Source organism: Roseburia hominis (assembly GCA_040702975.1).
Taxonomy (GTDB): Bacteria; Bacillota; Clostridia; order Lachnospirales; family Lachnospiraceae; genus Allocoprococcus; species Allocoprococcus hominis_A.
Window position 1 is genome coordinate 1027883 of sequence record CP159990.1, and the last position, 25936, is coordinate 1053818.

At 45.6% G+C, this 25936-nt stretch carries 20 protein-coding genes; 19 read left to right on the forward strand and 1 reads right to left on the reverse strand.

Going from position 1 to position 25936, the window contains the following annotated elements; genetic code table 11:
- Positions 1-59 precede the first annotated feature (59 nt).
- The 3 genes from ABXS75_04780 to ABXS75_04790 all read left to right on the forward strand — a co-directional run bounded on the left by ABXS75_04780 (position 60) and on the right by ABXS75_04790 (position 2885).
- Entirely contained in the window at positions 60-416 is a 357-nt protein-coding gene (locus ABXS75_04780; GenBank protein XCP86128.1) for a helix-turn-helix transcriptional regulator, read from the forward strand.
- Positions 409-1053 carry a DUF3887 domain-containing protein gene (locus ABXS75_04785; GenBank protein ID XCP86129.1) on the forward strand — a complete coding sequence of 215 codons (645 nt, stop codon included), beginning with the start codon at positions 409-411 and terminating at the stop codon, positions 1051-1053. Before ABXS75_04780 ends, ABXS75_04785 begins: the two co-directional genes overlap by 8 nt.
- A gap of 146 nt (positions 1054-1199) precedes the next feature.
- Positions 1200-2885, forward strand: a complete 1686-nt coding sequence (locus tag ABXS75_04790) for an AAA family ATPase (GenBank protein XCP86130.1) — start codon at positions 1200-1202, stop codon at positions 2883-2885.
- Between the two features lie 246 nt (positions 2886-3131).
- On the opposite strand, the gene ABXS75_04795 is transcribed toward ABXS75_04790, so the two are convergent.
- A complete protein-coding gene (locus ABXS75_04795) occupies positions 3132-5261 on the reverse strand; it encodes an alpha-amylase family glycosyl hydrolase (GenBank protein ID XCP86131.1) in 2130 nt (709 codons plus the stop codon).
- A gap of 372 nt (positions 5262-5633) precedes the next feature.
- Here ABXS75_04795 and fliB point away from each other — a divergent pair, with 372 nt between their 5' ends.
- From fliB to ABXS75_04875, 16 genes are all read left to right on the forward strand, one after another.
- The gene (gene fliB / locus ABXS75_04800; GenBank protein XCP86132.1) at positions 5634-6761 is read left to right on the forward strand and encodes a flagellin lysine-N-methylase; all 1128 of its coding nucleotides are present in this window, start codon (positions 5634-5636) and stop codon (positions 6759-6761) included.
- Positions 6762-6919: 158 nt separating this feature from the next.
- Positions 6920-9109 carry a DNA topoisomerase III gene (locus ABXS75_04805; GenBank protein XCP86133.1) on the forward strand — a complete coding sequence of 730 codons (2190 nt, stop codon included), beginning with the start codon at positions 6920-6922 and terminating at the stop codon, positions 9107-9109.
- 336 nt (positions 9110-9445) lie between these two features.
- On the forward strand, positions 9446-10297 hold the full coding sequence (locus tag ABXS75_04810) for a Rossmann-like and DUF2520 domain-containing protein (protein XCP86134.1): 852 nt from the start codon (positions 9446-9448) through the stop codon (positions 10295-10297).
- A gap of 1 nt (position 10298) precedes the next feature.
- Positions 10299-11126: a 3-methyl-2-oxobutanoate hydroxymethyltransferase gene (panB, locus tag ABXS75_04815; GenBank protein XCP86135.1), complete on the forward strand. Its 828-nt coding sequence runs from the start codon at positions 10299-10301 to the stop codon at positions 11124-11126.
- A gap of 349 nt (positions 11127-11475) precedes the next feature.
- Positions 11476-12096: a TetR/AcrR family transcriptional regulator gene (locus ABXS75_04820; GenBank protein XCP86136.1), complete on the forward strand. Its 621-nt coding sequence runs from the start codon at positions 11476-11478 to the stop codon at positions 12094-12096.
- A 390-nt stretch (positions 12097-12486) separates the two neighbouring features.
- Positions 12487-13413 (forward strand): ABC transporter permease, encoded by a 927-nt coding sequence (locus ABXS75_04825; GenBank protein ID XCP86137.1) that lies wholly within the window; start codon positions 12487-12489, stop codon positions 13411-13413.
- A gap of 15 nt (positions 13414-13428) precedes the next feature.
- On the forward strand, positions 13429-14313 hold the full coding sequence (locus tag ABXS75_04830; protein XCP86138.1) for an ABC transporter permease: 885 nt from the start codon (positions 13429-13431) through the stop codon (positions 14311-14313).
- 58 nt (positions 14314-14371) lie between these two features.
- The gene (locus ABXS75_04835; protein ID XCP86139.1) at positions 14372-15928 is read left to right on the forward strand and encodes an ABC transporter substrate-binding protein; all 1557 of its coding nucleotides are present in this window, start codon (positions 14372-14374) and stop codon (positions 15926-15928) included.
- Positions 15929-15974: 46 nt separating this feature from the next.
- Positions 15975-17111 carry an amidohydrolase family protein gene (locus ABXS75_04840; GenBank protein ID XCP86140.1) on the forward strand — a complete coding sequence of 379 codons (1137 nt, stop codon included), beginning with the start codon at positions 15975-15977 and terminating at the stop codon, positions 17109-17111.
- Complete coding sequence (locus ABXS75_04845; GenBank protein ID XCP86141.1) at positions 17105-18268, forward strand: amidohydrolase family protein; 1164 nt, start codon at positions 17105-17107, stop codon at positions 18266-18268. The genes ABXS75_04840 and ABXS75_04845 overlap by 7 nt, the downstream gene beginning before the upstream one ends.
- A gap of 4 nt (positions 18269-18272) precedes the next feature.
- Entirely contained in the window at positions 18273-19268 is a 996-nt protein-coding gene (locus tag ABXS75_04850) for an ABC transporter ATP-binding protein (GenBank protein XCP86142.1), read from the forward strand.
- A 3-nt stretch (positions 19269-19271) separates the two neighbouring features.
- The gene (locus tag ABXS75_04855) at positions 19272-20228 is read left to right on the forward strand and encodes an oligopeptide/dipeptide ABC transporter ATP-binding protein (protein XCP86143.1); all 957 of its coding nucleotides are present in this window, start codon (positions 19272-19274) and stop codon (positions 20226-20228) included.
- Between the two features lie 291 nt (positions 20229-20519).
- Positions 20520-22493, forward strand: coding sequence for a DNA/RNA helicase domain-containing protein (locus tag ABXS75_04860; GenBank protein ID XCP86144.1), 1974 nt, complete (start codon positions 20520-20522; stop codon positions 22491-22493).
- Between the two features lie 30 nt (positions 22494-22523).
- Positions 22524-22874: a nucleotide pyrophosphohydrolase gene (locus tag ABXS75_04865; GenBank protein XCP86145.1), complete on the forward strand. Its 351-nt coding sequence runs from the start codon at positions 22524-22526 to the stop codon at positions 22872-22874.
- Positions 22871-24733, forward strand: coding sequence for a DUF2075 domain-containing protein (locus tag ABXS75_04870; GenBank protein ID XCP86146.1), 1863 nt, complete (start codon positions 22871-22873; stop codon positions 24731-24733). The genes ABXS75_04865 and ABXS75_04870 overlap by 4 nt, the downstream gene beginning before the upstream one ends.
- A gap of 287 nt (positions 24734-25020) precedes the next feature.
- Entirely contained in the window at positions 25021-25911 is an 891-nt protein-coding gene (locus tag ABXS75_04875) for a Fic family protein (protein XCP86147.1), read from the forward strand.
- Positions 25912-25936 lie beyond the last annotated feature (25 nt).

Here is a 25936-nt window from a genome sequence, read left to right on the forward strand (position 1 = left end):
TGGGGGAAGGTTTTTCATTTTAACTGATCAGGCACTATAGTAGTTCGGGAAAGGGGTTGGTGGTCCTGCTGAGTGATAAATATGTAAGTCAGATGAAAAAAGGGGTTTTGGATATGCTGGTGCTAAAACTCCTTAGGTCGGAGGAAAAGTATGGTTACCAGATCATACAGGAACTAAGGGATTTAAGTGACGGCAGGTTTCTGCTGAAGGAGGGAACACTGTACCCGATTTTGTATCGCCTTGAAGATGAAAAGATGGTCGAAAGCAAATGGAGCGAGGCGGAGGGAAAACGGGTCCCCAGAAAGTATTATGCAATTACAGCGCTGGGACGTGATGCGCTGGGCGAGCTTTCGAAGCTGTGGCTGGAGATCAGCAGCAGTGTTTCGGCAATTATGGAGGAGAAGGAAAATGAGTAAGAAATATTTACGTAAATTGATGAAACAATTGCGGTGCTCAAGGCATAGACGGAAAGAAATCATAGGGCAGTTGGCACTGGAGCTGGAGGCAAGGGTGGAGCAGGGAGAGACAGAGGAAGCTGTTCTGGCGCAGATGGGTGCGCCGGGGGAGATTGCGAAAGAGTTCAATGCTACTTTTTCCATAGAAGAGAAACGGAAATACAGGAGAGAAAAGTGGGGAAGGATAGCGGCTGTAATTGTAGGAATCCTTTTGATTCTGGGCATAGGTATTTACTGGGTCCTGCCTAAGACGTATGATATCGGGGAAAGTAAAATTTTCGATAAGGAAGCAGTGCGGCAGCAGCTTGAACAGGTGGTCTCATTCGTGGAGGAAGAAGACTATGAAGCGCTTAAAAACTGTTCTGATGAGCAGATGAAAGCATTTTTTAGTGGAAATGATCTAAAAGAGGCGAAGCAGTTATTTGGAGACGAATGGGGAGAACGGCAGGCGTTCGGGAATATGTATATCGCAGAAGTTCACCAGATGGGCGAGGCAAACGCGGTAGCACAGTTTAATACATCTTATGAAAATGTAAGTGTCACGTATACCCTGATTTTCGATGAGGATATGAGGCTGACAGGACTGTGGATGAAATAGTTAGGGCTGAAAACAAAGTGTATAGTGGCAAGTATATGGAACGAAATATAGTGAACCGGAAACGGAGCAGAATAGTAACAGGAGGGTTGCATTGGAATAGAGGGATAAGTATAATAGATTCATAGGAAATAACGGGAGGTGAGCTTATGGCAAGAACGGTAGGAATCGGGCATCAGGATTTTGAGACCTTGATCAGGAATCATTTGTTTTATATAGATAAGACCCATTTTATCAGGGAATGGTGGGAGAACGCGGACAGTGTTACCCTGATTGCAAGGCCCAGGCGTTTTGGAAAGACTCTGAATATGAGTATGCTGGAACAGTTCTTTTCGGTACAGTATGCAGGACGGTCGGATTTGTTTGAAGGACTGGATATCTGGAAAGAAGAGAGGTACCGTAAGTTGCAGGGAACTTACCCTGTTATCACTATTTCGTTTGCGAGTGTAAAAGAGACCTCTTTTGTTCAGACGAGGAAACATATCTGCCAGATCATCACAGACTTATACCATAAGTTTGACTTCCTTTTGAAGGGAAATTTGCTGAGTGACAGTGAGAAGGCAGAGTATTTGGAAGTGTGTGCCGAGATGGAGGATTTTGTACTTGCTTCCTCTCTGAAAAAATTGTCCAATTATTTGTGCCGTGCTTATGACCGGAAGGTTCTTATTTTCCTGGATGAGTATGATACGCCTATGCAGGAAGCCTATGTGAATGGATATTGGGAAGAGATGACGGGTTGTATCCGAAGTCTTTTTAATGCCACGTTTAAGAGCAATCCTTATATGGAACGGTCAGTGATGACAGGGGTTACAAGAGTCAGCAGAGAATCGGTGTTTTCAGACTTGAATAATTTGGAGGTGGTGACCACAACCTCTGACAAGTATGAAGATAGCTTCGGATTTACTGAAGATGAAGTGTTTGCCGCATTGAAGGAATTCGGTATTTTGGATAAAAAAGATGAAGTCAAAGCCTGGTATGACGGATTTACATTTGGAGATGTGAAGGATATTTACAATCCATGGTCAGTAATCAATTATTTGGATAAGCAGAAAACAGGCGCCTATTGGGCGAATACCAGCAGTAATGCATTGGTGAGCAAGCTGATAAGAGAAGGCAGCCCTGATGTGAAAACAGATTTTGAAGAACTGCTTAAGGGAAGGAGTCTGGATAAAGGTATTGACGAGCAGATTGTGTTCCGGGAGCTGTTAGATGATGAGAATGCAATATGGAGTTTCCTTCTTGCAAGCGGGTATTTGAAAGTAGATGAACATGTAATCAACGAGCCCATGGGAAGAGAAGAGTATCGCCTTTCTATCACGAATAAAGAAGTGCGTATTATGTTTAGTAATATGGTGCGGCGTTGGTTTTCACGGGAAAGTTCGGGGTATAATGCCTTTATCCGGGCCATGCTGCGGCATGACTTAAAGTCCATGAACGGGTATATGAATCGGGTAGCGCTGGCGACGATCAGCTATTTTGATACCGGAAAGAAACCGTCAGAGGCGTCTGAGCCGGAAAAATTCTATCATGGATTTGTACTGGGGTTGATGGTAGAACTGGCAGACCGGTATGTGATTACCTCTAACAGGGAAAGTGGATTTGGAAGATATGATATTATGTTGGAGCCGCTTGGGACAGACGACGCAATAATCATTGAGTTCAAGGTTTTTGATTCGAGTGAGGAGAATACCCTTGCAGATACGGTGAAAAATGCACTTCTGCAGATTGAGGAAGAAAAATATGAAGCTGCCCTGATTGCAAGAGGCATTCCCAAAGAGAGAATACGAAAATATGGATTTGCTTTTGAGGGTAAGAAAGTGCTGATAGGGGAGTAGAAGCGTACAGAGAAAATAAGGGATGGTTGACAAATAGGCTAAAAAACCAAATGATTAAGGTGGATACCACGTAAAGAAAATAGAAACGGCAGTTGGATGAAGTGAGATTCAAATCCATACTGCCGTTGTTTTATTTCCAAGCATATCTAAGTGAACGTCGGTTAGTTCTTTGCCTCAGTATCCGGGAAAAGCGTTCTGCTTTTCACTGAAAAATGCAAACCACTCGTGTACAGGGCATATATTTTTTTACATCTGTCTTGCCGTAAAAATCGCCACAGACCGTGGGCGCATGACGAAGCTGCCGTCGATGCGGATCTCTTCATTCTCCGGGTAGCAGTAACGCCCCTGTCCATCGCCGTAGGTATTCACACTTAGAAACCAGAAATAACCACGTGCTTCCGGGAGGGTAATAGGTACGTCTTCCCAGTAGGAATTGATGGCGACATAGACAATATCATCTTTCCCCTTCTTCCTGTCATATCCCGCGAAGCTGCTTGCGAAGAACCGGGTATCCCGGTCGATATTGGTGCGGCGGCCGTCTGCGCTGTGGGCGTGAATGGCGTCCATACCGCAGATCGCATCGGGCAGCTTCCGGCTGATGATGGGGTGACGGAAACGATAGTTTATCATGAATTTGAAAAATTCAAAGAGGCTGCGGTTCTTTTCCAGCAGACTCCAATCCAGCCAGGAAATTTCATTGTCCTGACAGTAAGAGTTATTGTTTCCGAACTGCGTGTTTCCGAATTCGTCGCCCGCCAGGAACATAGGAGTTCCGCGGCTGGAGAGAAGCACGGCACAGGCGTTGCGGATCATGCGGTAGCGCAGCTTTAGCACCTCAGGATCGTTGGTCTCGCCCTCGGCGCCACAGTTCCAACTACGGTTATCATTTGCACCATCAGTGTTATTCCAGCCATTGATCTCGTTATGCTTTTCATTGTAAGAATAAAGATCGTATAGCGTAAATCCATCATGGCAGGTCAGGAAATTGACGCAGGAATTGTAGCCTGCATAATTGTTGTTATGCTCAGAAGTATACCCGCCGTACAGATCTCCGGAACCGGCTACGCACCATGCGGCGTCAATGGCATTCCAGTTATCCCCTTTCAGGTAGCCTCTGATGGCATCACGGTATCTTCCGTTCCATTCCGCCCAGCGCAGATGTGCGGGAAAACGTCCTACCTGATACAGCCCACCGGCGTCCCAGGCCTCTGCGATCAGCTTTACGTTGCTGAGCAGCGGGTCATAGGCAAGCGCCTGTAAAAGCGGCGGATTATTGCTGGGGGATCCGTCCTGGTTACGCCCCAGGATACTGGCCAGATCGAAGCGGAATCCGTCGATCCGGTAATTGACCGTCCAGTAGCGCAGGCACTCCAGAATCATCTGCCTCACCACAGGGTGATTGCAATTCAGGGTATTTCCGCAGCCGCTGAAATTATAGTAGTTTCCATCGGGCGTCAGCATATAGTAAATATTATTGTCCAGCCCCTTAAAGCTAAAAGAGGGGCCGAGCTCATTTCCTTCGGCAGTATGATTGAATACAACGTCCAGAATGACCTCTATTCCGTTGGAATGCAGGGCTTTGATCAGTTTTTTCAGTTCCGTACCCTCGTGATTATGCTCCGGCGAGGACGAATAGCTGGTATTGGGAGCAAAGAAACAGACAGAATTATAGCCCCAGTATTCCAGCAGAGTCTTTCCATCCACCTCCCTCGCATTCATGGTCTCGTCGAACTCAAAAATCGGCATCAGTTCAACAGCATTGATCCCGAGTTCCTTTAAATAAGGGATTTTCTCCATCAATCCGGCGAAGGTGCCGGGATACGCCACGTTGGAGGTAGAGTGCCGGGTAAAACCTCTGACATGCAGTTCATAGATCACCAGATCCGCAAGCTCCCGTGTGGACTGCGGCATATCACCCCAGTCGAACACATCGTTCACGACCCGCGCATGGTAGGCTTTTTGATTACGTTTTCCCCAGATATGCTGGTCACTCAGAGCTTTCGCATAGGGGTCGAGCAAAATGTTGTTGCGGTTGAATAAAAGCCCTTTCTCCGGGTGATAAGGACCGTCTATCCGGTAAGCGTATTCAAATTCCCGGATATCCAGATTAAAGACGATCATGGAGTAGACGTCTCCGATCTTAAATTCCTCGGGAAATGGAAGTACGGCGTAGGGTTCTTCCTCTCCGGTGTGAAATAAAAGCAGCTCACAGGAGGTGCCGTTGTGGGTGGCGATGGTAAAATTCACTCCGTTTTGGAGCGGCATGGCCCCGCTGATCCCAAATAGTCCGGGACGGACCGGAAAGCCCGCAATCTCGCCGGTGGGTTTGTCAAAAGCGGCATATTCTGTAATTGGTAAATGGTTATGAGGCTTCATATATCTATTCTCCCTTGGATTTTTGCGTTGTTTACCTGTGTAAAATAAAAGTGATATTGTGCTTATTATACGGGTTTTGGAAGAGAGAGTCAAATTTTCAGCGGAATTTCTTGGTCAGGGGAGAAAGTACACAAAGGAAGAATGAATTTTTTAGGGGTATTTTCTTATGAAATAGTTGATAAAGCGAAAATGTTTGGAATACAAATGCGAAATTCCAGAGAATAAAATGCGAGGCCTTGCGGGACGAAAATGCGAAATCCCCCAGAATGATATTGCGAAATCAAGAGGAATGGTGTATGTTTACAATGGCAGGGGGTTGCCACAAAAGTAAGGAAATGGCTGTGGATTCCTACTGTAGAAAGGATAAAAAAGATGCTATATACAATCCCAGATTACTATAAAGAGTTCCGGTGCATCGCCGGAGCGTGTGAGGATACCTGCTGCGCGGGGTGGCAGATCGTGGTCGATGAGAAGTCGCTCAAAAAGTACAAAAAAGTCGAAGGGCCATTTGCCCGAAAACTCAGGCGAAGCGTCAACTGGAAAGAGGGAACCTTCCGGCAGGAAGAAAATCGAAGATGCGCATTCCTAAACGAAAAGAACCTGTGCGACCTGTATACGGCCTTGGGGAAGAAGAGCCTTTGCCGGACTTGCCGGTTGTATCCCAGGCATGTGGAGGAATTTGAAAATGTCCGGGAGATTACGCTGTCCCTGTCCTGCCCGGAGGCGGCGCGCCTCATTCTTGGGAAAACAGAGCCGGTGCATTTCTTAAGCTGCGAGAAGGAAGGGGAGGAAGAGTATGAGGATTTTGACCCGCTTCTTTATTCCGCGCTGGTTCAGACAAGGGAAGTGATGCTGGAAATCCTTCAGGACCGGACGAAAGCGACGAAAGCAATCCAGGTTCGCGGCGCGCTGGTGCTCGGGATCGCTCATGATCTTCAGTTCAGAATGAATAGAGGAATGCTATTTTCTTATGAAGAGATCCTGGAGAAGTACCGCAAGCCGTCTGCCGCATTATTCGTGGAGGAAAGGTACGAAAACTGGAAACAGGATATGGGGAAATGTTATGACGATGCACAGACATTTTTCGCAAATTTATATGATTTGGAGATTTTGCGCCAGGAGTGGAAGGCAAATCTGGACGAGAGCGCCTATCTACTTTACGGAAAAGGCGCGGTCGAATATCAAAAATTGCAGGAGCATTTTCAAAGATGGCAGAAGAGACATTTCCCGGAATTGGACGTGATGAAGGAGCAGATTCTAGTCTATTTTATATTTACGTACCTATGTGGGGCGGTTTACGATGGCAATGTATATGCGAAAGTAAAAATGGCAGTCCTCTCTACCTTCCTGATCTGCGAGCTCTTGGCGGCAAGGTGGAGTAAGAATGGGGAAACACTGGAATTTGAGGATATTGTGGAAGTAGTGTATCGGTTTTCGCGGGAAATCGAACACTCGGATCTAAATTTAGAGCGGATGGAACGGTGCCGTTTGCATTTGTAAAAGCATACCCAAAGGGCATTCCGTATGGCCATTCGGCCGTTTCACAAAGTATACCCAAGGGCATCCCGCATGGCCATTCGGCCGTTTTACAAGGTATACCCAAGGGCATCCCGCATGGCCATTCGGCAGTTTCATAAGGTTTAAAAAGGAGTAATAGTATGAAATCATTGGTAATTGCAGAGAAGCCTTCCGTTGCGCGGGATATTGCACGGGTTCTAAAGTGCAATAAGAAATTAAACGGCGCATTGGAGGGGAATACCTACGTCGTGACCTGGGGCCTTGGTCATCTGGTAACGCTGGCTGACCCGGAGGACTACGACAAAAAATATAAGGAATGGAAGATGGAGCATCTCCCCATGCTGCCAAAGCCTTTTAAGCTGGAGGTCATTAAACAGACCGGGAAGCAGTTCGCGGCAGTGAAGACGCAGATTCACCGAAATGACGTGGGGGAGATCATCATAGCCACCGACGCCGGACGGGAAGGGGAGCTGGTAGCGAGGCTGATTCTGGAGAAAACGAATTGTAAAAAGCCGATCAAGCGTCTCTGGATTTCCTCCGTGACCGACAAGGCGATCCGGGAAGGGTTTGCCAATTTAAAGAGCGGGCATGAGTACGACGCACTCTATGATGCTGCCATGTGCCGTGCCGAGGCGGACTGGCTGGTCGGCATTAACGCCACCCGGGCTTTGACCTGCAAATACAACGCCCAGCTTTCCTGCGGGCGCGTGCAGACCCCGACGCTTGCCATGATCGCAAAAAGGGAAAAGCAGATCCGCGAATTTGTCCCCAAACCATATTTTGGGATAACGGCAAAAGGGGAGGGGATTACTCTTACATGGCAGGATCAGACGTCAAAAAGCTATCGCTCCTTTGATAAGGAACGAATGGAAACGATATTGTCCCGGTTAAGAGGGCAGCAAGGGACGGTGACGGATATCCGCCGCACGCCGAAAAAGACGTATGCACCGCTTCTTTACGATCTGACGGAGCTGCAGCAAGATGCGAATAAACGATTCGGATTTTCTGCAAAGGAGACCCTTAACATCATGCAGAGATTGTATGAGAATCATAAGGTCCTCACCTATCCGCGAACGGATTCGCGGTATCTGAGCAGCGATATCGTGCCGACACTAAAGGACAGGCTGGAGGCCTGCGGCACCGGGCCGTACCGGAAAATGGCAGGAGCAGCGGCGAAAAGGCAGCTTCCGGCAAAACCGGCTTTTGTGAATAACGCTAAGGTGTCCGACCATCATGCCATCATTCCGACGGAGCAGTTTGTACAGTTGGATCATATGACGAATGAAGAACGCAAAATCTATGACCTGGTGGTACGGCGTTTTCTTTCCGTGTTCTTTCCGCCTTTTGAGTATGAACAGACGACACTGACGGTGGAGATTGGCGGGGAGTATTTTGTGGCGTCGGGTAGGATCGTGAAGCAGGCCGGGTGGAAAGAAGTCTATGAAAATATGACTTTGGACGACGACGAGGAAGAGGGCGATGAGGAAAAGAGCTTAAAGGGCCAGACATTACCTGAACTTGCAAAAGGGCAGCGTTTGAGCGGACTAAGACTTACGATGACGGAGGGAAAAACAAAGCCACCGGCTCCATTTAACGAGGCAACCTTGCTTTCTGCGATGGAAAATCCAGTCGCTTATATGGAATCACACGATAAAAAGATGGCGCAGACTCTCGGGGAGACCGGAGGTTTGGGAACGGTCGCGACCCGGGCAGACATCATTGAAAAACTGTTCTCCGGTTTTCTTCTGGAAAAACGCGGCAAGGACATTTACCTGACTTCCAAGGCAAGACAGCTTTTGGGTCTGGTGCCGGAGGAATTAAAAAAGCCGGAGCTGACGGCCGACTGGGAGATGAAGCTGTCCCGCATTGCCAAAGGGAAGATGAAGCGCAGTGTATTTATGAAAGAGATCGAAGCGTATACCGGCGAAGTGCTGGAGGAGATCCGGTCCGGAGAAGGCTCCTTTAGGCATGACAACCTGACGAACACGAAATGCCCCCGCTGCGGAAAGCGTATGCTGGCGGTGAAAGGGAAGAATAGTGAACTGCTCGTCTGTCAGGACCGGGAATGCGGTTATCGTGAGACCGTGGCAAAGACGACCAACGCCAGATGCCCGGTATGTCACAAGAAAATGCAGCTTCGCGGCAAAGGGGACGGGCAGATCTTCGTCTGTTCCTGCGGGCATAAGGAGAAGCTGACAGCGTTCCAGGAGAGAAGGAAAAAAGAAGGGGCGGGCGTCAGCAAACGGGACGTACAGAATTATCTGAAAAAGCAGAAGGAAGAACCGGTAAATAATGCGTTTGCGGACGCATTTGCAAAATTGAAGCTGTAAGAACAGGCATGTCAGGGATTTTTGGTTGCCAGGCAAGCCTGAGTGGACGCCTATCCCGGTTGCCGGGCATACCTGAAATAAGGTCCAGCGGACCTTATTTCGCCCCATGCCATGATGAATTTTTCACATGATAGATTTTTAAGATTGTCCCTATGATAAACGTGCAAAATGTGATAGAATAGTTTTCGGATAGTATTCCCAGGGAAACTATACCGGGACAACACTTGTTTTCAAATCCTGACATATGCCATGGAACTTATATCGAGACAGAATGAGATTTCATTTCCCGGCCGCCTTGAGGCAGGAGAGGGTATCACCTGAAAGGAAGGTGATAGGATGAGAATAGGATTTGTGGGTGCAGGAAAAGTGGGCTTTACGCTGGGCAAGTATTTTATGGAACATCACGTGGATGTATCCGGCTATTACAGCAAAAGTGAGTCCGCAGCCAGGCAGGCATCTGATTTTACACATACCAGGTATTATGAGACACTAGAAGATATTGCAGCGTCGAGTGATGCTCTCTTTTTGACGGTCCCGGACGGGGCCATAGAAGAGGTATGGAATTCTCTAAAACGATATTCTTTGACAGGCAAGTTGATTTGTCACACAAGCGGCGCTATGAGCTCCGCTGTATTTTCCGGGATCAGCCAGATGGGTGCGTTTGGCTATTCTATCCATCCTTTGTTTGCGGTGAGCAGCAAACAGAATTCTTATAAGGAAATTTCTCAGGCGTATTTTACAATCGAAGGAGACGAGGAGTATCTGGGCTTTTGGAAGTCCTTTTTCCAGGAACTGGGTAACCCGGTGCGGGTGATTGGGGCGGACGATAAGGTGCGCTACCACGGGGCCGCGGTCTTCGTCAGTAATCTGGTGACAGGGCTTTATGAGGCGGGCGTGTCTCTTTTGGAGTCCTGCGGCTTTGACAGGGAAAGCGGCGAGGCAGCCCTTGGACCGTTGTTTGTAAATAATGCGCAGAATGTGGCGGCAAAGGGGACGGCTGCGGCTCTTACCGGACCGGTGGAAAGAGGCGACGTGTCAACCGTTACGAAACATCTGGAAGCATTTTCAGAGGAGGAGCGAGAGATTTACCTGCAGATTTCCAGAAAACTGCTTCAGATCGCAAGACGTAAAAATCCCGACAGGGACTATGGGGAATTAGCCCAAATACTGGAAAGGAGTGGAAAATAAGATGAAGAACACAGTTGCAACTTTCAAAAAAGCAAAGCAGGAGGGAAAGAAGCTGTCCATGCTGACCGCTTATGATTATTCCACCGCATCTCTGATGGACGAAGCCGGAGTCAATGGAATCCTGGTAGGCGATTCATTGGGAAATGTTATTCTCGGCTATGAGGACACGATTTCTGTGACCATGGAGGATATGATCCATCACGGTGCCGCCGTGGCAAGAGGCGCGAAGAATGCGCTGGTGGTTGTGGATATGCCGTTCATGTCTTATCAGACTTCGGTTTACGATGCAGTGGTAAATGCAGGGCGCCTGATGAAGGAGGGCCGTGCAAATGCAGTAAAATTAGAAGGCGGCAGGGAAGTAGCCGCGCAGATAGGGGCCATCGTCGACGCCGGAATCCCGGTCATGGGACACCTGGGTCTTACTCCGCAGTCTATCAATGCGTTCGGCGGATTCAAGGTACAAGGAAAAGACGAGGCGGCAGCGCAGAAGATTCTGGACGACGCAAGAGCGATCGCTGAGGCAGGCGCATTTGCCATTGTACTGGAATGTGTTCCAGCATCTCTGGCGCAGAAGGTCACGGAGGCGGTAGATGTTCCTACCATCGGAATCGGTGCAGGCGCAGGCTGCGACGGACAGATTCTGGTATATCAGGATATGCTGGGAATGTTCTCTGATTTTACGCCGAAATTTGTGAAGAGATATGCGGATATCGGAGCAGCGATGAAAGAAGCGTTTAAGGCTTACATAGAGGAGGTCGGGGAAGGTACGTTCCCGACGGAGAAACAGAGTTATAGTATTGCAAATGAAGTGATCGAGAAATTGTATTAATTCCAGAAAAGAGACGGAAAACGGGGCATGTATGTCTGGCACCGGGAAAGGGCGGGCATACATGCCTCGTTAGCATTGTCAGGCGTACCTGAACGAAGGCCCGTTGGACATTCATCTCGGCTGCCAGGCAAACTTGAGAGAAGGTCCATTGGGTATTCATCTCGGTTCTGTGCCCCTTATTTGAATTTTATTATGGATCTGAAACATTTGGAAAATACTAAATATCGGGTAATGCGGTTATGGAATAAATTGACATTAAAGAAATAATATATTAAAATTGATTGGAATGATACAAGTCGGGAAACTTTCCGTAATCAGGCGGGCAGGGAGAACGGCAGAAGGAGAAAATATGCCTAAAAAAACTTTTTTTAATCTTTCCGAGTCTAAAAGGAATCACATTATTGATGTTGCCATGGACGAGTTTGCAAAGGCTCCGTACCAGAATATCAGTATTAATCATCTGATTAAATGTATAGGGATTCCGACGGGAAGCTTTTATCAGTATTTTGAAGACAAAAAAGATCTGTATTTTTATATTGTTTCTTTCTATATGGACAATGAGCTGAGAGAGAGGACAGAAAAGAATCAGAAATTCGATCCTATGGAACCGGAGGAAATTGAGAAGGCTGAGAAGGCCGACGCCATAGATTTGGAAAGTACGCAAAGAATGAAATATTATAAGGAAATTATGGTTGACAGTTTTAACATGGCACCAAAAGATATCAAGCGAGATTGGACCTTTGATAGGCTGATAGGCGGAAAATACATGGGGCTTTATGATTCCAGTTTTTTTGAGAACGAGCAATTAGATGAGCGCATCAAAGAAAATAAAGAGCTGATGATCGCGATTACGCTGGCTATGACCAATGTGATACACTGTTTTGGTGATAACGATGTGAATAAAGAATGGGAACTCTATAAACTTTGTATCGGTATTTTCAAACAGGGGTTATTGGACTATAAGAGATAGTACGATTAAAAAGACAGGCAATTCACTGAATTGTCTGTTTTTTTGTTTCATAGGAATGTGCGTGGCATTTTCCTATGAAGTAAAACGCACTTCGTGCGATCGTGCACATTCTATTTTATTTCCATTAGCAACGAGCCAGGCAGCCATGCCTGCAGGGAGGTTTGGCGACTGCCGCGAGGGTATAAGTACTTTGGAGTCGAAATCTGTCGTGTAAAAATCTGGTGTATTTATAATAAAACACCAAAATATTGACGAATATATTCATAACTGTGTCTAAATATATTGACAATTATAGTCTGTCATGATATTTTATAAAGAAGATTATGAACTTATTCATATTTATGCGTGATCCATAGGTTGAAGGGTAAATTTGAATAGAGGAGGAGAAAAATGGCTAAATACATAGTCAAACGTTTGTTGGTTGTCATACCGACATTGTTATTTATTGTTTTTGTTGTCTTTTTTATTTTGAACGTGACGCCTGGCGATCCCGGAAGAATTATGCTTGGACCGACAGCGACGCAGGAGCAGGTCGATATGTTAAATAAGTCTTTGGGCGTTGACCGGCCGCTTTTGGTTCGCTATGTAGATTATGTTTGGGATGCGCTTCACGGCGACTTCGGCACTTCTTATACGTTCAATGTACCGGTCACACAGGTACTGATGCCTAAGTTCCCTACCACATTGAAACTGGCGATCCTGTCTGTTATATTTTCGGCCCTGTTAGGGATACCCTTGGGAATTCTGTCTGCAGTGAAGAAGCATTCGATCGTCGATAATGGCCTGACGGTCCTGGCACTGTTCCTGGCTTCTGTTCCGGGATTCTGGCTTGGACTTATGCTGATGCTGTTCTTATCCTTGCAACTAAAACTGCTTCCGAGCAGTGGAGTCGGCACATGGCAGCATTATATTATGCCGGTTATGACTTTGGCGCTGCCAAGTGCGGCATTTATCAGCCGGCTCACCCGGACGACTATGCTTGACACGATGAATCAGGACTATATCCGGACTGCAAAGGGAAAAGGAGCCAGAGACAGACGCGTTATTTTCCTGCATGCTCTGCGTAACGCATTAATCCCGGTCATCACCCAGCTTGGTATGAACTTTGCCGGACTTCTGGGAGGTGCCATGATAACGGAAATCGTATTTGGACTTCCGGGCTTTGGAAATGCTATCGTAGCTGCGATCAAAGCGAAAGATGTTCCACTTACCATGTTTTCAGTGGTATTCCTGTCTACAACATTTATGGTGATTATGTTGGCTGTGGATTTGATCTATGCTTTCATAGATCCGAGAATAAAATCGCAATTTGAATAGTTGTGGGGTGATAGAATGTTGGGTAAAAAGAAGAAAACAATCACAAATGTAGAGCCGAGTCAGTGGAAGGAAATGTGGAGGCTCTTCTGTAAAAATAAAGTATCCGTAGTAGCGCTTATCTTTTTGATTATTATTATTTTCTTTGCATTATTTGCGGACGTAATTATAGATTATCAATCTGTCATTACAACAAATCCGCAGGAACGGCTTTTAGGACCAAGTATGCAGCACTGGTTTGGAACGGACCACATGGGACGTGATCTGTTCGGCAGGGTCATTCATGGGGCACGCTATTCCCTGATGTTTGGCGTTGTATGTACCTCCCTTAGTCTGTTCGGAGGATGTATTCTGGGAGCAACGGCAGCATATTTTGGCGGAAAGGTCGATACTTGGATCATGAGAGTGATCGACGCGTTGATGTGCATTCCCTACATGCTTCTGGCTCTGAGTCTGGTGGCTGCGATGGGAAGTGGATTAAAGAGTATGACAATCGCGATCGTTGTGGCGAGTGTGCCGAGTTTTACACGAATGATCCGGTCCGTTGTGCTTACGGTTGTAAGACAGGATTATATTGAAGCGGCCAGATCCTGTGGAGTGAAGGACAGAGATATCATTCTTCATCATGTTCTGCCGAATGCAATAGGTCCGATCATTGTAAATGCCATGATGAATGTTGCAGGTCTGATCATGTCTGCAGCGGGCCTGAGTTTTATAGGTATGGGTATTCAGCCGCCCACGCCGGAGTGGGGCAATATGCTTAGTGAGGCCACGAGCTGGATGCGGCAAAGTCCGCACATGATCATATTCCCGGGTCTGGCCATCGTTTTGACAGCGCTTTGCTTCAACCTTCTGGGCGATGGACTGACGGAGGCGTTAGATCCGCGTCAGGCGGAAAGATAAGTTTCTATACAGAATAGTCTGTTTAGAATAAATTTTTATGAAAGGGAAGGAATGTACAATGAAAATGAAAAAACTTGTCTCATTACTTTGTGTAACAGCTATGGTCTTAGGTTTAGCTGCCTGTGGAAGTAAGAGCGAAACCCCCTCGTCTGATGATCAGACAAAAACCGAAAAGAAAGAGAGCACAGGAGACAAAGACACACTGGTATTTATTTCACATATGACCAGTGAGACACTGGACCCGCTTACCACAGCTTCTGCTACCGGCGTGGATAAGAACGTAATGCATCAGATATTTAATTGTCTGCTGCAGTTTGACGACGAAGGAAAACCGATACCTTGTCTGGCTGAGAGCTGGGAAGATACCGACGACGGACACGCTGTTCTGTTCCATTTACGTGATGATGTTAAGTTCCATGATGGAACTCCATTTAACGCAGATGCAGTAGTGTATACATTTGACAAACAGTTTGCCAATCCGTTGACTTCATATGTTACTACTTATTACACGGCTTGTGAGAAGGTAGATGACTATACAGTTAAGATCACGAAAGCTACGCCTCATGTTGCGCTGCTTCCGATGATGGCAGAGAGTCCGTGGATTGTTTCTCCGACTGCTTATGAAAAGGGTGCCGATGAATTTGCTAAGAATCCAGTAGGTACCGGAGCATATAAATTTGAGTCTCAGGGTGCAGATCAGTATGTGCATTTGGTAGCGAATGAAGATTACTTTGAAGGAGCACCATACTTCAAGAAGGTAACAATCCGTACACCGATGGACAGTTCGACCGCTGTTGTGGCACTGCAGAACAATGAGGCAGATATTGCGATTAACGTTACACCGAACCAGCTTGCTCTGGTAGAAGAGGATCCGAATCTTGTAGCAGAAGTAAATACCGGCTGGTCAATCAAATACCTTAACTTCTATGCAGAACCGTTTACCAGCGATGAGAATTTAAGAAAAGCGGTATATTACGCAATCAACCGTGAAAATGCAGCGATGTTCAACAACGAACCGGAGACTATTCCGGCAACCACACTATATCCGCAGCGAGTTATGGGAGATTATGCTGATCTTCAGACCATCGACGGATATGATGTAGACAAAGCAAAAGAGTATTTGGCGCAGTCCAATTACAACGGTGAGACCTTGAAACTGTATATCAGTGCAAATGAGGCTTCCATCGCACAGTCTGTACAGGGCGATCTGCAGGCAATAGGAATTAATGTAGAGATCGTTCAGCTCGACACGAATGCATATTATGCAAAATTTACAGATGGAACCTGCCAGATGAGTATTCTGGACTTTGGTACCGATCAGGTTAGTACAGAAGATATGCTGAACTTCTATGTTTCCAATGGATATTATGGAGAATTCGTAACAAAGACTCCGGAATACGATGAGCTTATGGCAAAGATTGATAGTGAGTACGATGCAGAAGCGCGTAAAGAACTGGTAAAACAAGCTTTGGAGATGCAGTATAGCTTCTACAATATGGTTCCGATGTATGAGAGTTACTTTAACTTTGTTCATAGAGCGGAACTTACAGGCTTTAATCCGGTGAGTGGTGCGAACTACGTATACTACTTAGGAAAAGTGAAACCTGCAGAATAATGATAAAATGAGAAAAACTCTCAAGAGCTAAAGGAGTGTAGTGAATATGTTGTTGATAAAGAATGGGAATCTTCATCTTCCGGGACAGATTGTCCGCAAAGGTGATATTTTGGTGGAAGATGGATTCATTTCAAAAATAGGGAATGAGCTGGCGGTAGAGGGTATTCCTGTTTTGGATGCAGACGGAAAGGAAATTTTTCCAGGATTTATTCTTCCGGTGACCTCAGTGGGTCTGACGGATTATGCCAACCTGCGGCAGGGAGATTCCAATGAAATATCTTCCCCGTGCAATCCGAAGCTGCATGTTCGCTATGCCCTTGACGGCAGAGAGGTACAGCTTCAGCGCTATTGGCTTAGCGGCATCACGAGTATTGGTGCCGCTCCGGCCGATGGGCCCCTGCTGGCAGGGCAAATGGGAGTTTACCATGTGACCGGAATGACATCAGCACAGATGTGCGTATGTGATACGGTCGCTTTAAAGGGCAATTTTACTTCAAATGTGAAGACAACATTTGGTCCGAAGAACATAGCCCCCATGACACGTATGGGAATGGCTTCCTGCTTAAGAGAGACGTTCAGAGCAGCAAAGGAATGGATGGAGAAAGAGGATGCGCCGCTTAACAGTGACTATGAAGTTCTGGCAAAAGTGTTAAAGAGAGAGATACCGCTTCTGATGAACGTGACAACCGTTGCGGATATCAGTGACGTATTGGCTCTGGCGAAAGAATTTCAGATCCGCGTCATACTTAATGGAGCTTACGAGGCTGACCGGGTGACTGAAATGATCGCAAATTCAGGCGCATCAGTGATCATGGGCGACCTGTTTGACGCCGGAGCGAGATTCTGGTATGGTACGGACGTAGATAAGATCCTTTCCTTGCGTGAACAGCTTCCGCTATGTATCGGCTGCTCTTCCGGAGGGGTAGGCCGGGAGAATCTTCTCTGGAATGCCTGCCGTCTGGTGCAGATGGGATATGAGCCGGCAGACGTTTTGGATCTGATGACGGTAAGAACCGCGGAAGTTCTGGGCGTGGATCATTTGATCGGCTCGATTAAAGAAGGACTTTTAGGTGATCTGGTAATTTATAATGGAAATCCGTTAGAGAGCTGGGAGGCCGATGTGGCTGCAACCGTTGTTGCAGGAAATATCGTATACAATAAGAAAGGTGAAGCGGTATGTTAATTCGAAATGCGATGATATTGGATATGACGGGAACCGATCCTTATGTTGGTGACATATTGATAAAAGATGGAAAGATTGCTCAGATAGGGGCGCAGATTCAGGCTCCTGAGGAAAAAGAGGTTATTGAGGCCGATGGTCTGTGGGCCCTGCCGGGGTTCGTGGACGCTCATACACATCAGGGTGGTTTTGATATGATCGATCAAAACGGAATGGATCTGAACGAAATGACAGATCCTGTTACTCCGCAAGTGAGAGCGATAGACGGCTGTAATCCACTTGACAAGAATTTTCAGAGTGTTCCGGCAGCAGGGGTGACAACCTTGTGTATCACTCCGGGCAGCGGAAATGTGGTTTGTGGCCAGGCTTTTGTAGCAAAGAGCTATGGAAACGATATTCATGATATGGCTATAAAAAATCCCTGTGCGGTGAAAGTTGCTTTGGGAATGAACCCGAAGGGAGTCTATGGGCCGAAAGGAAAATCACCCATGACCCGAATGGGAATTGCCGCAGAGTTAGATGGAGCTTTAAAGGCTGCGAGTGATTACCGCAGTAAAAAAGAAAAGGCGGTCAGTGAAGGAAAAGAACCGCCGGCATACAATGAGAAATGGGAAGCGATTCTTCCGGCTCTGGAAGGGAAGATTCCGTTAAAGATTCATTGTGAACAATTTGATATGTTGACAGCTATTGAAATGGCGAAGAAATATGGCTGTCGGCTGACCATTGAACATGCATGGTTAGCAAAAGATTTCTTAGATGAATTAGCTGAAAGTGGTGCTTGCATTAATTACGGACCTGTTGGGGTTCCGACGGGATATGGAGAATTAACAGGCGCCGATTTAAGCGATGTAGCATTATTAGACCGTTTAGGGGTCAATGTTTCGATTATTTCAGATTCTCCGATCCTGTCAGAAGATATTCTGTTAGTGCAGGCGGGGGAAGCAGTGCGATGTGGTGTGACACCAGAACGTGCACTTAGAATGATTACGATTAATCCGGCAAAAGCCTTGGGCGTTGAAGACCGTGTGGGAAGCCTGGAAGTGGGAAAAGATGGAGACGTTGTTCTTTTTAACGCTTTCCCTGCGCGGGATGTTAAAGCCCAGTTAAGATATACGATTATTGAGGGACGGATCGTTTTTTCCTCCCTTGAAAGGAGTTAAGCTGATGGTAGAGCAGGAAAAGAATACTCCGGTATTGTTACATATTGAAAACTTAAAGACGGTTATCAGGAGCAGGAAGGATAAATTAGTTCCGGTAGATGGCGTCGATATCGAGATTCGGCAGAAAGAGACCGTGGGAATCGTTGGCGAATCCGGGTGCGGAAAAAGTATGACGGCAATGTCCGTGATGGGGCTGCTTCCGAGTTCGGCTTACATTGAAGAAGGAAGAATCATGCTTAGGGATATGGACCTTACAAAGTTAAGTCCAAAAGAACTGAGAAAGATTACCGGAGATAAAATTTCCATCATCTTTCAGGAGCCGATGACCAGTTTAAATCCTGTTGTGAAAGTGGGAAAACAGGTGCGTGAAGCCATTTTGCTGCATGAGAAGATCAGTAAAGAGGAAGCTACTAAGCGTGTGATCAATATTTTCCGCCAGGTCGGTATTCCGGAGCCGGAACGCCGCTATCACGCCTATCCGCATCAGCTTTCCGGCGGTCTGAGACAGCGGGTCATGATCGGTATGGCGATGGTATGTAATCCGGACCTGCTGATCGCTGACGAGCCGACTACGGCGCTTGACGTAACAATTGAAGCGCAGATTCTGCATCTGATGCGGCAATTGCAGAAAGACAAAGGGACTTCGATTTTGATGATCACGCATAACCTGGGAGTGGTAGCGGAGTTGTGCGATAAAGTATATGTAATGTATGCAGGGAAAGTGGTCGAGCATGCGGAGGTTTCCGAATTGTTCCGTAATCCTATGCACCCATATAGCCGGGGACTTTTAGGTGCTCTGCCGAAGATGGACAGCAATGAGCGTCTGGATAGTATTGAAGGTATGGTTCCGAGCTTAAAGGATATGCCGACCGGTTGTAGATTTGCTCCCAGATGTCCTATGGCAACTGAGCGCTGCCGAAATGAGGAGCCGCCTCTTAAAGATATGGGAAATGGCCATGAGGTGCGTTGCTTTACGCCCTGCCATAAGGAGGGAAAATAAGCTATGGATAAAGAAATCTTAATGCAGGCGAGAGGGATCGTCAAGGAATTCAAGACAAACGGAGGAATCGTTCATGCAGTCAGCGGTGTCGACCTGGATATCTATAATGGTGAGACCCTTGCCCTGGTAGGTGAATCCGGCTGTGGAAAATCGACTTTGGGAAAGGTGCTGATGCGTCTGCTTCCGGCTACATCGGGAAGCATCACGTTCGACCATGAGGATCTCTCAGGCATGAATTCCAAGCAGCTCCGTGAGGCCCGCAAGAAGATGCAGCTGATTTTCCAGGATCCGTATGCCTCTTTGGACCCGCGAATGAATGTAGGGCAAATTATTTCCGAGCCGCTCCGTGCATACAAAGTATATAAAAATAAGAATGAAGAAGAGGAAAGAGTCAGGGCCTTAATGGATAAGGTAGGAATTCGGTCTGAATTTTACAACCGTTATCCGCATCAGTTCTCCGGCGGCCAGCGTCAGAGAGTGGGCATTGCAAGGGCACTTGCACTGAATCCGAAGTTGATTGTCTGCGATGAGCCTGTTTCTGCTTTGGATGTTTCGATTCAGGCACAGATTTTGAACCTTCTTCACGATCTGCAGAAAGAATTTGGCCTGACGTATTTGTTTATCAGCCATGACCTGAGTGTTGTACGTTACATTTCCAGCAGGGTCTGCGTGATGTTCCTGGGAAAGGTCTGCGAGATCAGGGATACCGATGCGATTTATAGCAAACCGCTTCACCCCTATACCAAATTCCTGTTGGATTCAACACCGCAGCCGAATCCGGAACGGCGCAAGGAAGATAAAGAGCTGCTGACCGGGGAAATCCCAAGCCCGATCAATCCGCCCAGCGGCTGCAGGTTCCACCCGCGTTGTCCATATGCGCAGGATATTTGCAAACAGAAGGAGCCGGAACTGAAACCGTGTGACGGCGGTATGTGTGCCTGCCATTTTCCGCTTAAGTAAATATGGAATTGATGAGAATAAGATCAGGGAAAAAGTTGATTTGAGACGGCTTTTTCCCTGATTTTTTGTTGCCGTGCATAACCGGAATAAGGTCAGGCGGAGTCTCATCCCGGCTGCCGTGCATAACCAGGTGAAGGTCAGGCAGAGCTTCATCCCGGGTGCCATGCATATCTGGAATAAGGTTCAGTGGGGCCTAACGGTGAAAAATATTTCAGCGAACAGGAATTTACTATACCTAAGGGCCATGGTATATTATAGTTAATAAACTGCGAAAAAGGAATTGGATGAAAGATGTATTTGTTTTGTGAAGAAGTCGGAAAGCTGGCACGAATGACCGGCGAAGAAATTGTAGGTATCTTAAAGGAGAGGATTTCCAGTGATGAGAATTTACAGGAAATTTATTACAAGAACAACTGTTACAATGAAAGTGAAGTAAATTCGTGGAAAAATTCAATCCCGGCGTTGCTGAACGTACTGAACCGGAATGGGTTTGGAGCTTTGCGGGCGGTGCTTGAGTATTCGCTTCCGTACATAGATGAACGGATGGATGTTGTGCTTCTTGGGAAAGGGCCGGATGGAAATATGGCGGTTGTCATTGTGGAGCTGAAGCAATGGAAGGAGATACTGACGGAAGGAGTTTGTGAAAAGACCTTTGTCCGTATTCCGGAAGACCCGGAGAACGAAAGGAAACATCCATGTATGCAGCTGAATACCTATGAGACATTGCTGAAGCTATATCATAAAAAGGTCAGAGATAATGGAATTAAAGTGTATAGTCTGGCATATCTTCACAATTTTGTGAATAAAGAACAGTTATTTTGTAATCAGTATGAACTCTTCAAAAAGACGTATGACAGACAGGTATTTGTAAAAGGTGCAGAAGCAGAGCTTATCGCTTATATAGAAAGATTTCTGACGAGGGATGGCATCGGTAATAAGTATCAGGAATTTTTAGAGGGTGAGTTTGAAAATCCAAAGGAGGTTTTTGATAAAATAGGGAAACTTCTGAAGGGAGAAAGATGTATCACTTTATTAAAGGAGCAGCCGGAGATTAGTGCACAGATTACGAAAGAAATAAAACAGGCAGAAATAACCGGTAATAAAGTGATCGCGTTGATTTCAGGCGCTCCGGGAACCGGGAAAAGTGTTCTGGGCTTATTCTTAATGAGCTTTTATTACAGAAATAACGGGAATAACGGAAGTGGAATTCTCTATTCGACTCCGAACAGGACGCTGAAGGAGGTACTGAATTTTAATATTTGGAATAAGGATACGGGAATATCAGGGCCGGGCGGCAATTCGATTCTGAATACTTACAATTTGAAAAATGGGAAAAAGCGGATTAATTTTCTGGTGATAGACGAAGCGCAGCGGCTGCAGAAGTTAGACAGTGAGTTGGAAAAATTGATTGACAAGACTAATATACTGATTATTTTACAGGATGACGACCAGATTGTCCGGATGAGTGAAGAGGGGACCCGGAACCATATTACCTGTTGTATTAACAACTACAAAAAACGTGTGAACTCCCATATTGTTTTCAGGGATGACTTTTATTTGAAAACGAATTTAAGAAATGGAAGCGGTGCGGAATTTGAAAAGATCGTGAATCAGTATCTGTCGAATGAAAAAAGCACATTGGGTCTGTCTGCCGGCGTAAAAGGCTTTGAAGTCAGCGTAAAAGAAAATCTATCCGAAATTGAGGCAGAGCTGTCTGGCAAAAGCCAGAATTTTAGGTGCAAGTGGCTGGCACCGTTTTGCTGGAGCTGGAACAGAAATAATGAAGAAAGTCTGGATATCCATATTCCCGACCAGAATTTTCACCATCCATGGAATCCGCTCAGGAATCAGGCGGAATGGTATGCATACAGGGAGGAAAAGAACTTGAGACAAGTCGGCTGTGTGTATACATGCCAGGGACTGGAATTTGACTATGTAGGGCTGATCGTCTGGGACGATCTGTACTGGGATCATGACAGATGGAGGGTTGATCTCAATAAGATCAAAGACTATACTTTTATAAAAGAAATCGTTGAAAAGTATGGTGGAAAGCTGCAGAATGATTTTTCCGTGGCTTATGGAAACGTCAGGTATCGGGATATTAATGCTTTTTTGGAAGAACGTAATGCAGATTTTGATGAGATCATTACCCTCGTCAAAAATACATACAGGATTCTTTTCACAAGGGCGACAAAGGGGATTTATATCTGGTTCAGGCGGCCGGAAGAAAAAGAGAAATTTTTGGAGCTTTTCCAATCAATATAGTTTTTTGATTGCGAATGAACGGAGGAAATCATGAAAAGTATTGAAGAATTGCAGGAAAAGATAACAGCATTTAGGGATGAGCGCAACTGGAAACAGTTTCACAATCCAAAGGATCTTGCTATCTCTATCTCATTAGAGGCAGCGGAATTGTTGGAAATCTTTCAATGGTCCGGTGCAGATTTAGAAGCAGCGGACAAGAAAGAAAAGATAGAAGAAGAGCTTGCCGATGTCATGATATACTGCGGCCTTATGGCAGATGCAGTCGGCCTTGACATAGACGAAATGATATTGAAAAAACTAAAAAGAAATAATGAAAAATATCCTGTAGATAAGGCATACGGAAGCAATGCCAAATATACAGAACTGGAGATGAAAAAATGATCTTATATCGAAGCAGCGCGGCAGAGTTCTGTGATGAAGTCGAAAGAAATCTTATAGTAGATCAGATCGAGGCAGCCTACGTAAAGGGTATGGGAAGACGTGCCGGAGATGGCGAAAGGCGTGCGTGGAATAACTCTATGAGATTTATGGAAACAATCGTGAGAAAATCAGCTATTCCGGATGACTGTGGAATTCTGATCGAGTACAACATACCATCGACCAGTAAGCGAATAGACTTCGTGATCACAGGACACGACAAAAATAATGCTTCAAATTTTCTGATCATAGAGTTGAAGCAATGGGAAACAGCTGAGGCTACAGAGAAAGAGGCTTTGGTCAGGACTTTTTTGCATAACGGCATAAGGGAAACAACGCATCCGGCATATCAGGCTTATTCATATAAAAAATATCTTTCGGATATGAACTCAGCCGTTTATGAAGGAGATATCAAAGTGATATCGTGTGCATATTTGCATAATTATCAGAAGAAGGAACCGGAACCACTGCTGCAGGCGCAGTACAGGGAAATAGTAGAAGATACGCCGGTATTTTTCTCTTCAGATGTAGAAAAGTTAGAGGAGTTTATAGGCAGATATGTCAATAAAGGCCGGGGAATGGAGATCCTCTATGCAATCGAAAACGGAAAAACAGCACCATCTAAAAAATTTGTAGAATATGTGGCCGAAATCTTTGAGGGGAATCCTGTATATACGCTTCTGGATGAGCAGAAAATAGCATATTCCAATATCGTGGATATCGCGCTCAAAGCACGCACGAAAACGGCCATTATCATTAATGGCGGACCTGGAACAGGAAAATCGGTCGTTGCAATGAATGCTTTTGTAACACTGTTGGAGAAAAGAGTAAATGTGAGATTTGTGGCGCCCAACGCCTCGTTTAGAGAAGGCATGGTAGATACTCTCGGTAAGAAATCTTCAGCAACAAAAAAGAGGCTCAAAGCCCTGTTTTCGGGTTCGGCCGGTTTTGTACACTCATATACAGATGAGTTTGACGTCCTTATCTGTGATGAAGCCCATAGGCTAAAGAAAAAAGGTGCATTTATGTATTCCGGTGAAAGCCAGGTGGAGGATCTTGTAAAGGCCGCAAAGGTGAGTGTTTTCTTTGTTGACGATAATCAGATGATCCGGCCGGATGATGAAGGTTCTGTGGAAAGAATAAAAGAAGTTTGTGAAAAATATCATGCAGATATACAGATGGTGAAACTGAAAGCTCAGTTCAGATGTTCAGGGGCCGAAGGATATCTTAATTGGGTGGACCATACTCTGCAGATTGAGGACACCGCTAATTACGACGGGTGGGATGACGGAGCCTTCGATTTCAGGATTTTTGATGACCCGAATCAGCTTTTACGTGAAATTAACCGGAAAAATGAGGAAGGTTTTAAGGCAAGAATGCTCGCGGGTTTTGCCTGGCCATGGACAGATGCAAAGAGCGGAAACGACAATGCACAGAAGGAGGATGTGACCATCCCGGAGTGTAATTTCAGTATGCCATGGAACAGCCGAAAAGACCAGTATTCCTGGGCAACAGATGAGTCGAAAAGAAATCAGATCGGTTGTATTCATACATCTCAGGGTCTGGAGTTTGACTATGTCGGTGTCATTATAGGAAATGATCTTAAGTTTGACCCTGACCGAAGAGAGCTTTACGCCAGTTTTGAGGATTATCGTGATTCGGCGGGCAAAAAGGGGCTAAAGAACCAGCCGGACAAACTTACTGCATATGTCAAAAACATATACAGAGTACTTATGTCACGGGGGATGAAAGGGTGTTACATATATTGCAGGGATAAAAACCTTGAAGCGTATTTTAGGGAACGTAGGAATGAGGGAGAATAACGGGACTTTGAATATCTGCTGAAATCAATGGCATCCGAGCAAAAAAATGTAAAAATCGTAGCATGCCGACAGAGAAAAAATCTCAGTTTCACAGTGATACAAGGTGTCTATTATTTCGTTTGGATTTGGGTTAAGTAGATACTCCAAAACGGCAAAAATATATTCATAGTAAATGCATAAGATTGAGTTTATTGCCGACAATGTGATATACTATATAATAGATTAGAGTAAATTCTGATATTGAAGGGGAACAAGAAGAAGTTGTTATGAATTGGGGAGGAAATCAGATGCAATACTTTTCAGTTACTGAAATAGCAAAGAAATGGAATATTTCGGAACGCAGTGTGAGGAATTATTGTGCTCAGGGTCGTGTTCCAGGGGCTTCCCTTATCGGCAAGACCTGGAGTATTCCTGAAAATGCAGAAAAACCGGAGCGTTCTAATAAAAAGAAAGGGCGACCAGTCACATTATTGGACATTTTGCGGGAAGAAAAAGCCAGTAAGTATTCTGGCGGTATCTACCATAAGACGCAGATTGAGCTGACCTATAATTCCAATCATATCGAAGGTAGCCGACTAACTCACGATCAGACCAGATATATTTTTGAAACAAATACAATCGGTGTGGAAAATGGAGTCCTCAACGTGGACGATGTGATTGAAACAGCAAATCATTTTCGTTGTATTGACATGATTATTGATAACGCGAAAGCAGCGTTGACCGAAAAATTTATCAAAGAGCTTCATCTGATACTTAAGAATGGAACAAGTGATTCTAGAAAAGAGTGGTTTGCTGTAGGCGATTACAAGAAGATGCCGAATGAAGTCAGCGGTATGGAAACTGCACTTCCGGAAGAAGTTGCCGGCAAGATAAAAGCATTGCTGACAGCGTACAATTCCAAAGAAGAAAAAAACCTGGAGGATCTTATGGAATTCCATGTGAAATTTGAGAAAATTCACCCGTTTCAGGACGGAAATGGCCGTGTCGGTAGATTGATTATGTTTAAGGAGTGTCTGAAATATAACATTGTTCCATTTATCATCGAAGATAACTTAAAGATGTTTTACTATCGTGGATTGAAAGAATGGAATAATGAAAAGGGGTACCTGACGGATACTTGTTTGACAGCACAGGATAGATATAAGGCGTATTTGGATTATTTTAGAATTGCATATTAAGAGGATTCTTATTAGTTCTTAGGAA

Coding starts and splice junctions, on each gene's coding strand:
- ABXS75_04790 (XCP86130.1), top strand. CDS start 1,200: ATGGCAAGAACGGTAGGAATCGGGCATCAGGATTTTGAGACCTTGATC.
- ABXS75_04875 (XCP86147.1), top strand. CDS start 25,021: ATGCAATACTTTTCAGTTACTGAAATAGCAAAGAAATGGAATATTTCG.
- ABXS75_04860 (XCP86144.1), top strand. CDS start 20,520: ATGTATTTGTTTTGTGAAGAAGTCGGAAAGCTGGCACGAATGACCGGC.
- ABXS75_04850 (XCP86142.1), top strand. CDS start 18,273: ATGGTAGAGCAGGAAAAGAATACTCCGGTATTGTTACATATTGAAAAC.
- panB (XCP86135.1), top strand. CDS start 10,299: ATGAAGAACACAGTTGCAACTTTCAAAAAAGCAAAGCAGGAGGGAAAG.
- ABXS75_04795 (XCP86131.1), bottom strand. CDS start 5,261: ATGAAGCCTCATAACCATTTACCAATTACAGAATATGCCGCTTTTGAC.
- ABXS75_04855 (XCP86143.1), top strand. CDS start 19,272: ATGGATAAAGAAATCTTAATGCAGGCGAGAGGGATCGTCAAGGAATTC.
- ABXS75_04805 (XCP86133.1), top strand. CDS start 6,920: ATGAAATCATTGGTAATTGCAGAGAAGCCTTCCGTTGCGCGGGATATT.
- ABXS75_04820 (XCP86136.1), top strand. CDS start 11,476: ATGCCTAAAAAAACTTTTTTTAATCTTTCCGAGTCTAAAAGGAATCAC.
- ABXS75_04865 (XCP86145.1), top strand. CDS start 22,524: ATGAAAAGTATTGAAGAATTGCAGGAAAAGATAACAGCATTTAGGGAT.
- ABXS75_04785 (XCP86129.1), top strand. CDS start 409: ATGAGTAAGAAATATTTACGTAAATTGATGAAACAATTGCGGTGCTCA.
- ABXS75_04845 (XCP86141.1), top strand. CDS start 17,105: ATGTTAATTCGAAATGCGATGATATTGGATATGACGGGAACCGATCCT.
- ABXS75_04810 (XCP86134.1), top strand. CDS start 9,446: ATGAGAATAGGATTTGTGGGTGCAGGAAAAGTGGGCTTTACGCTGGGC.
- ABXS75_04870 (XCP86146.1), top strand. CDS start 22,871: ATGATCTTATATCGAAGCAGCGCGGCAGAGTTCTGTGATGAAGTCGAA.
- ABXS75_04830 (XCP86138.1), top strand. CDS start 13,429: ATGTTGGGTAAAAAGAAGAAAACAATCACAAATGTAGAGCCGAGTCAG.
- ABXS75_04825 (XCP86137.1), top strand. CDS start 12,487: ATGGCTAAATACATAGTCAAACGTTTGTTGGTTGTCATACCGACATTG.
- ABXS75_04835 (XCP86139.1), top strand. CDS start 14,372: ATGAAAATGAAAAAACTTGTCTCATTACTTTGTGTAACAGCTATGGTC.
- ABXS75_04840 (XCP86140.1), top strand. CDS start 15,975: ATGTTGTTGATAAAGAATGGGAATCTTCATCTTCCGGGACAGATTGTC.
- fliB (XCP86132.1), top strand. CDS start 5,634: ATGCTATATACAATCCCAGATTACTATAAAGAGTTCCGGTGCATCGCC.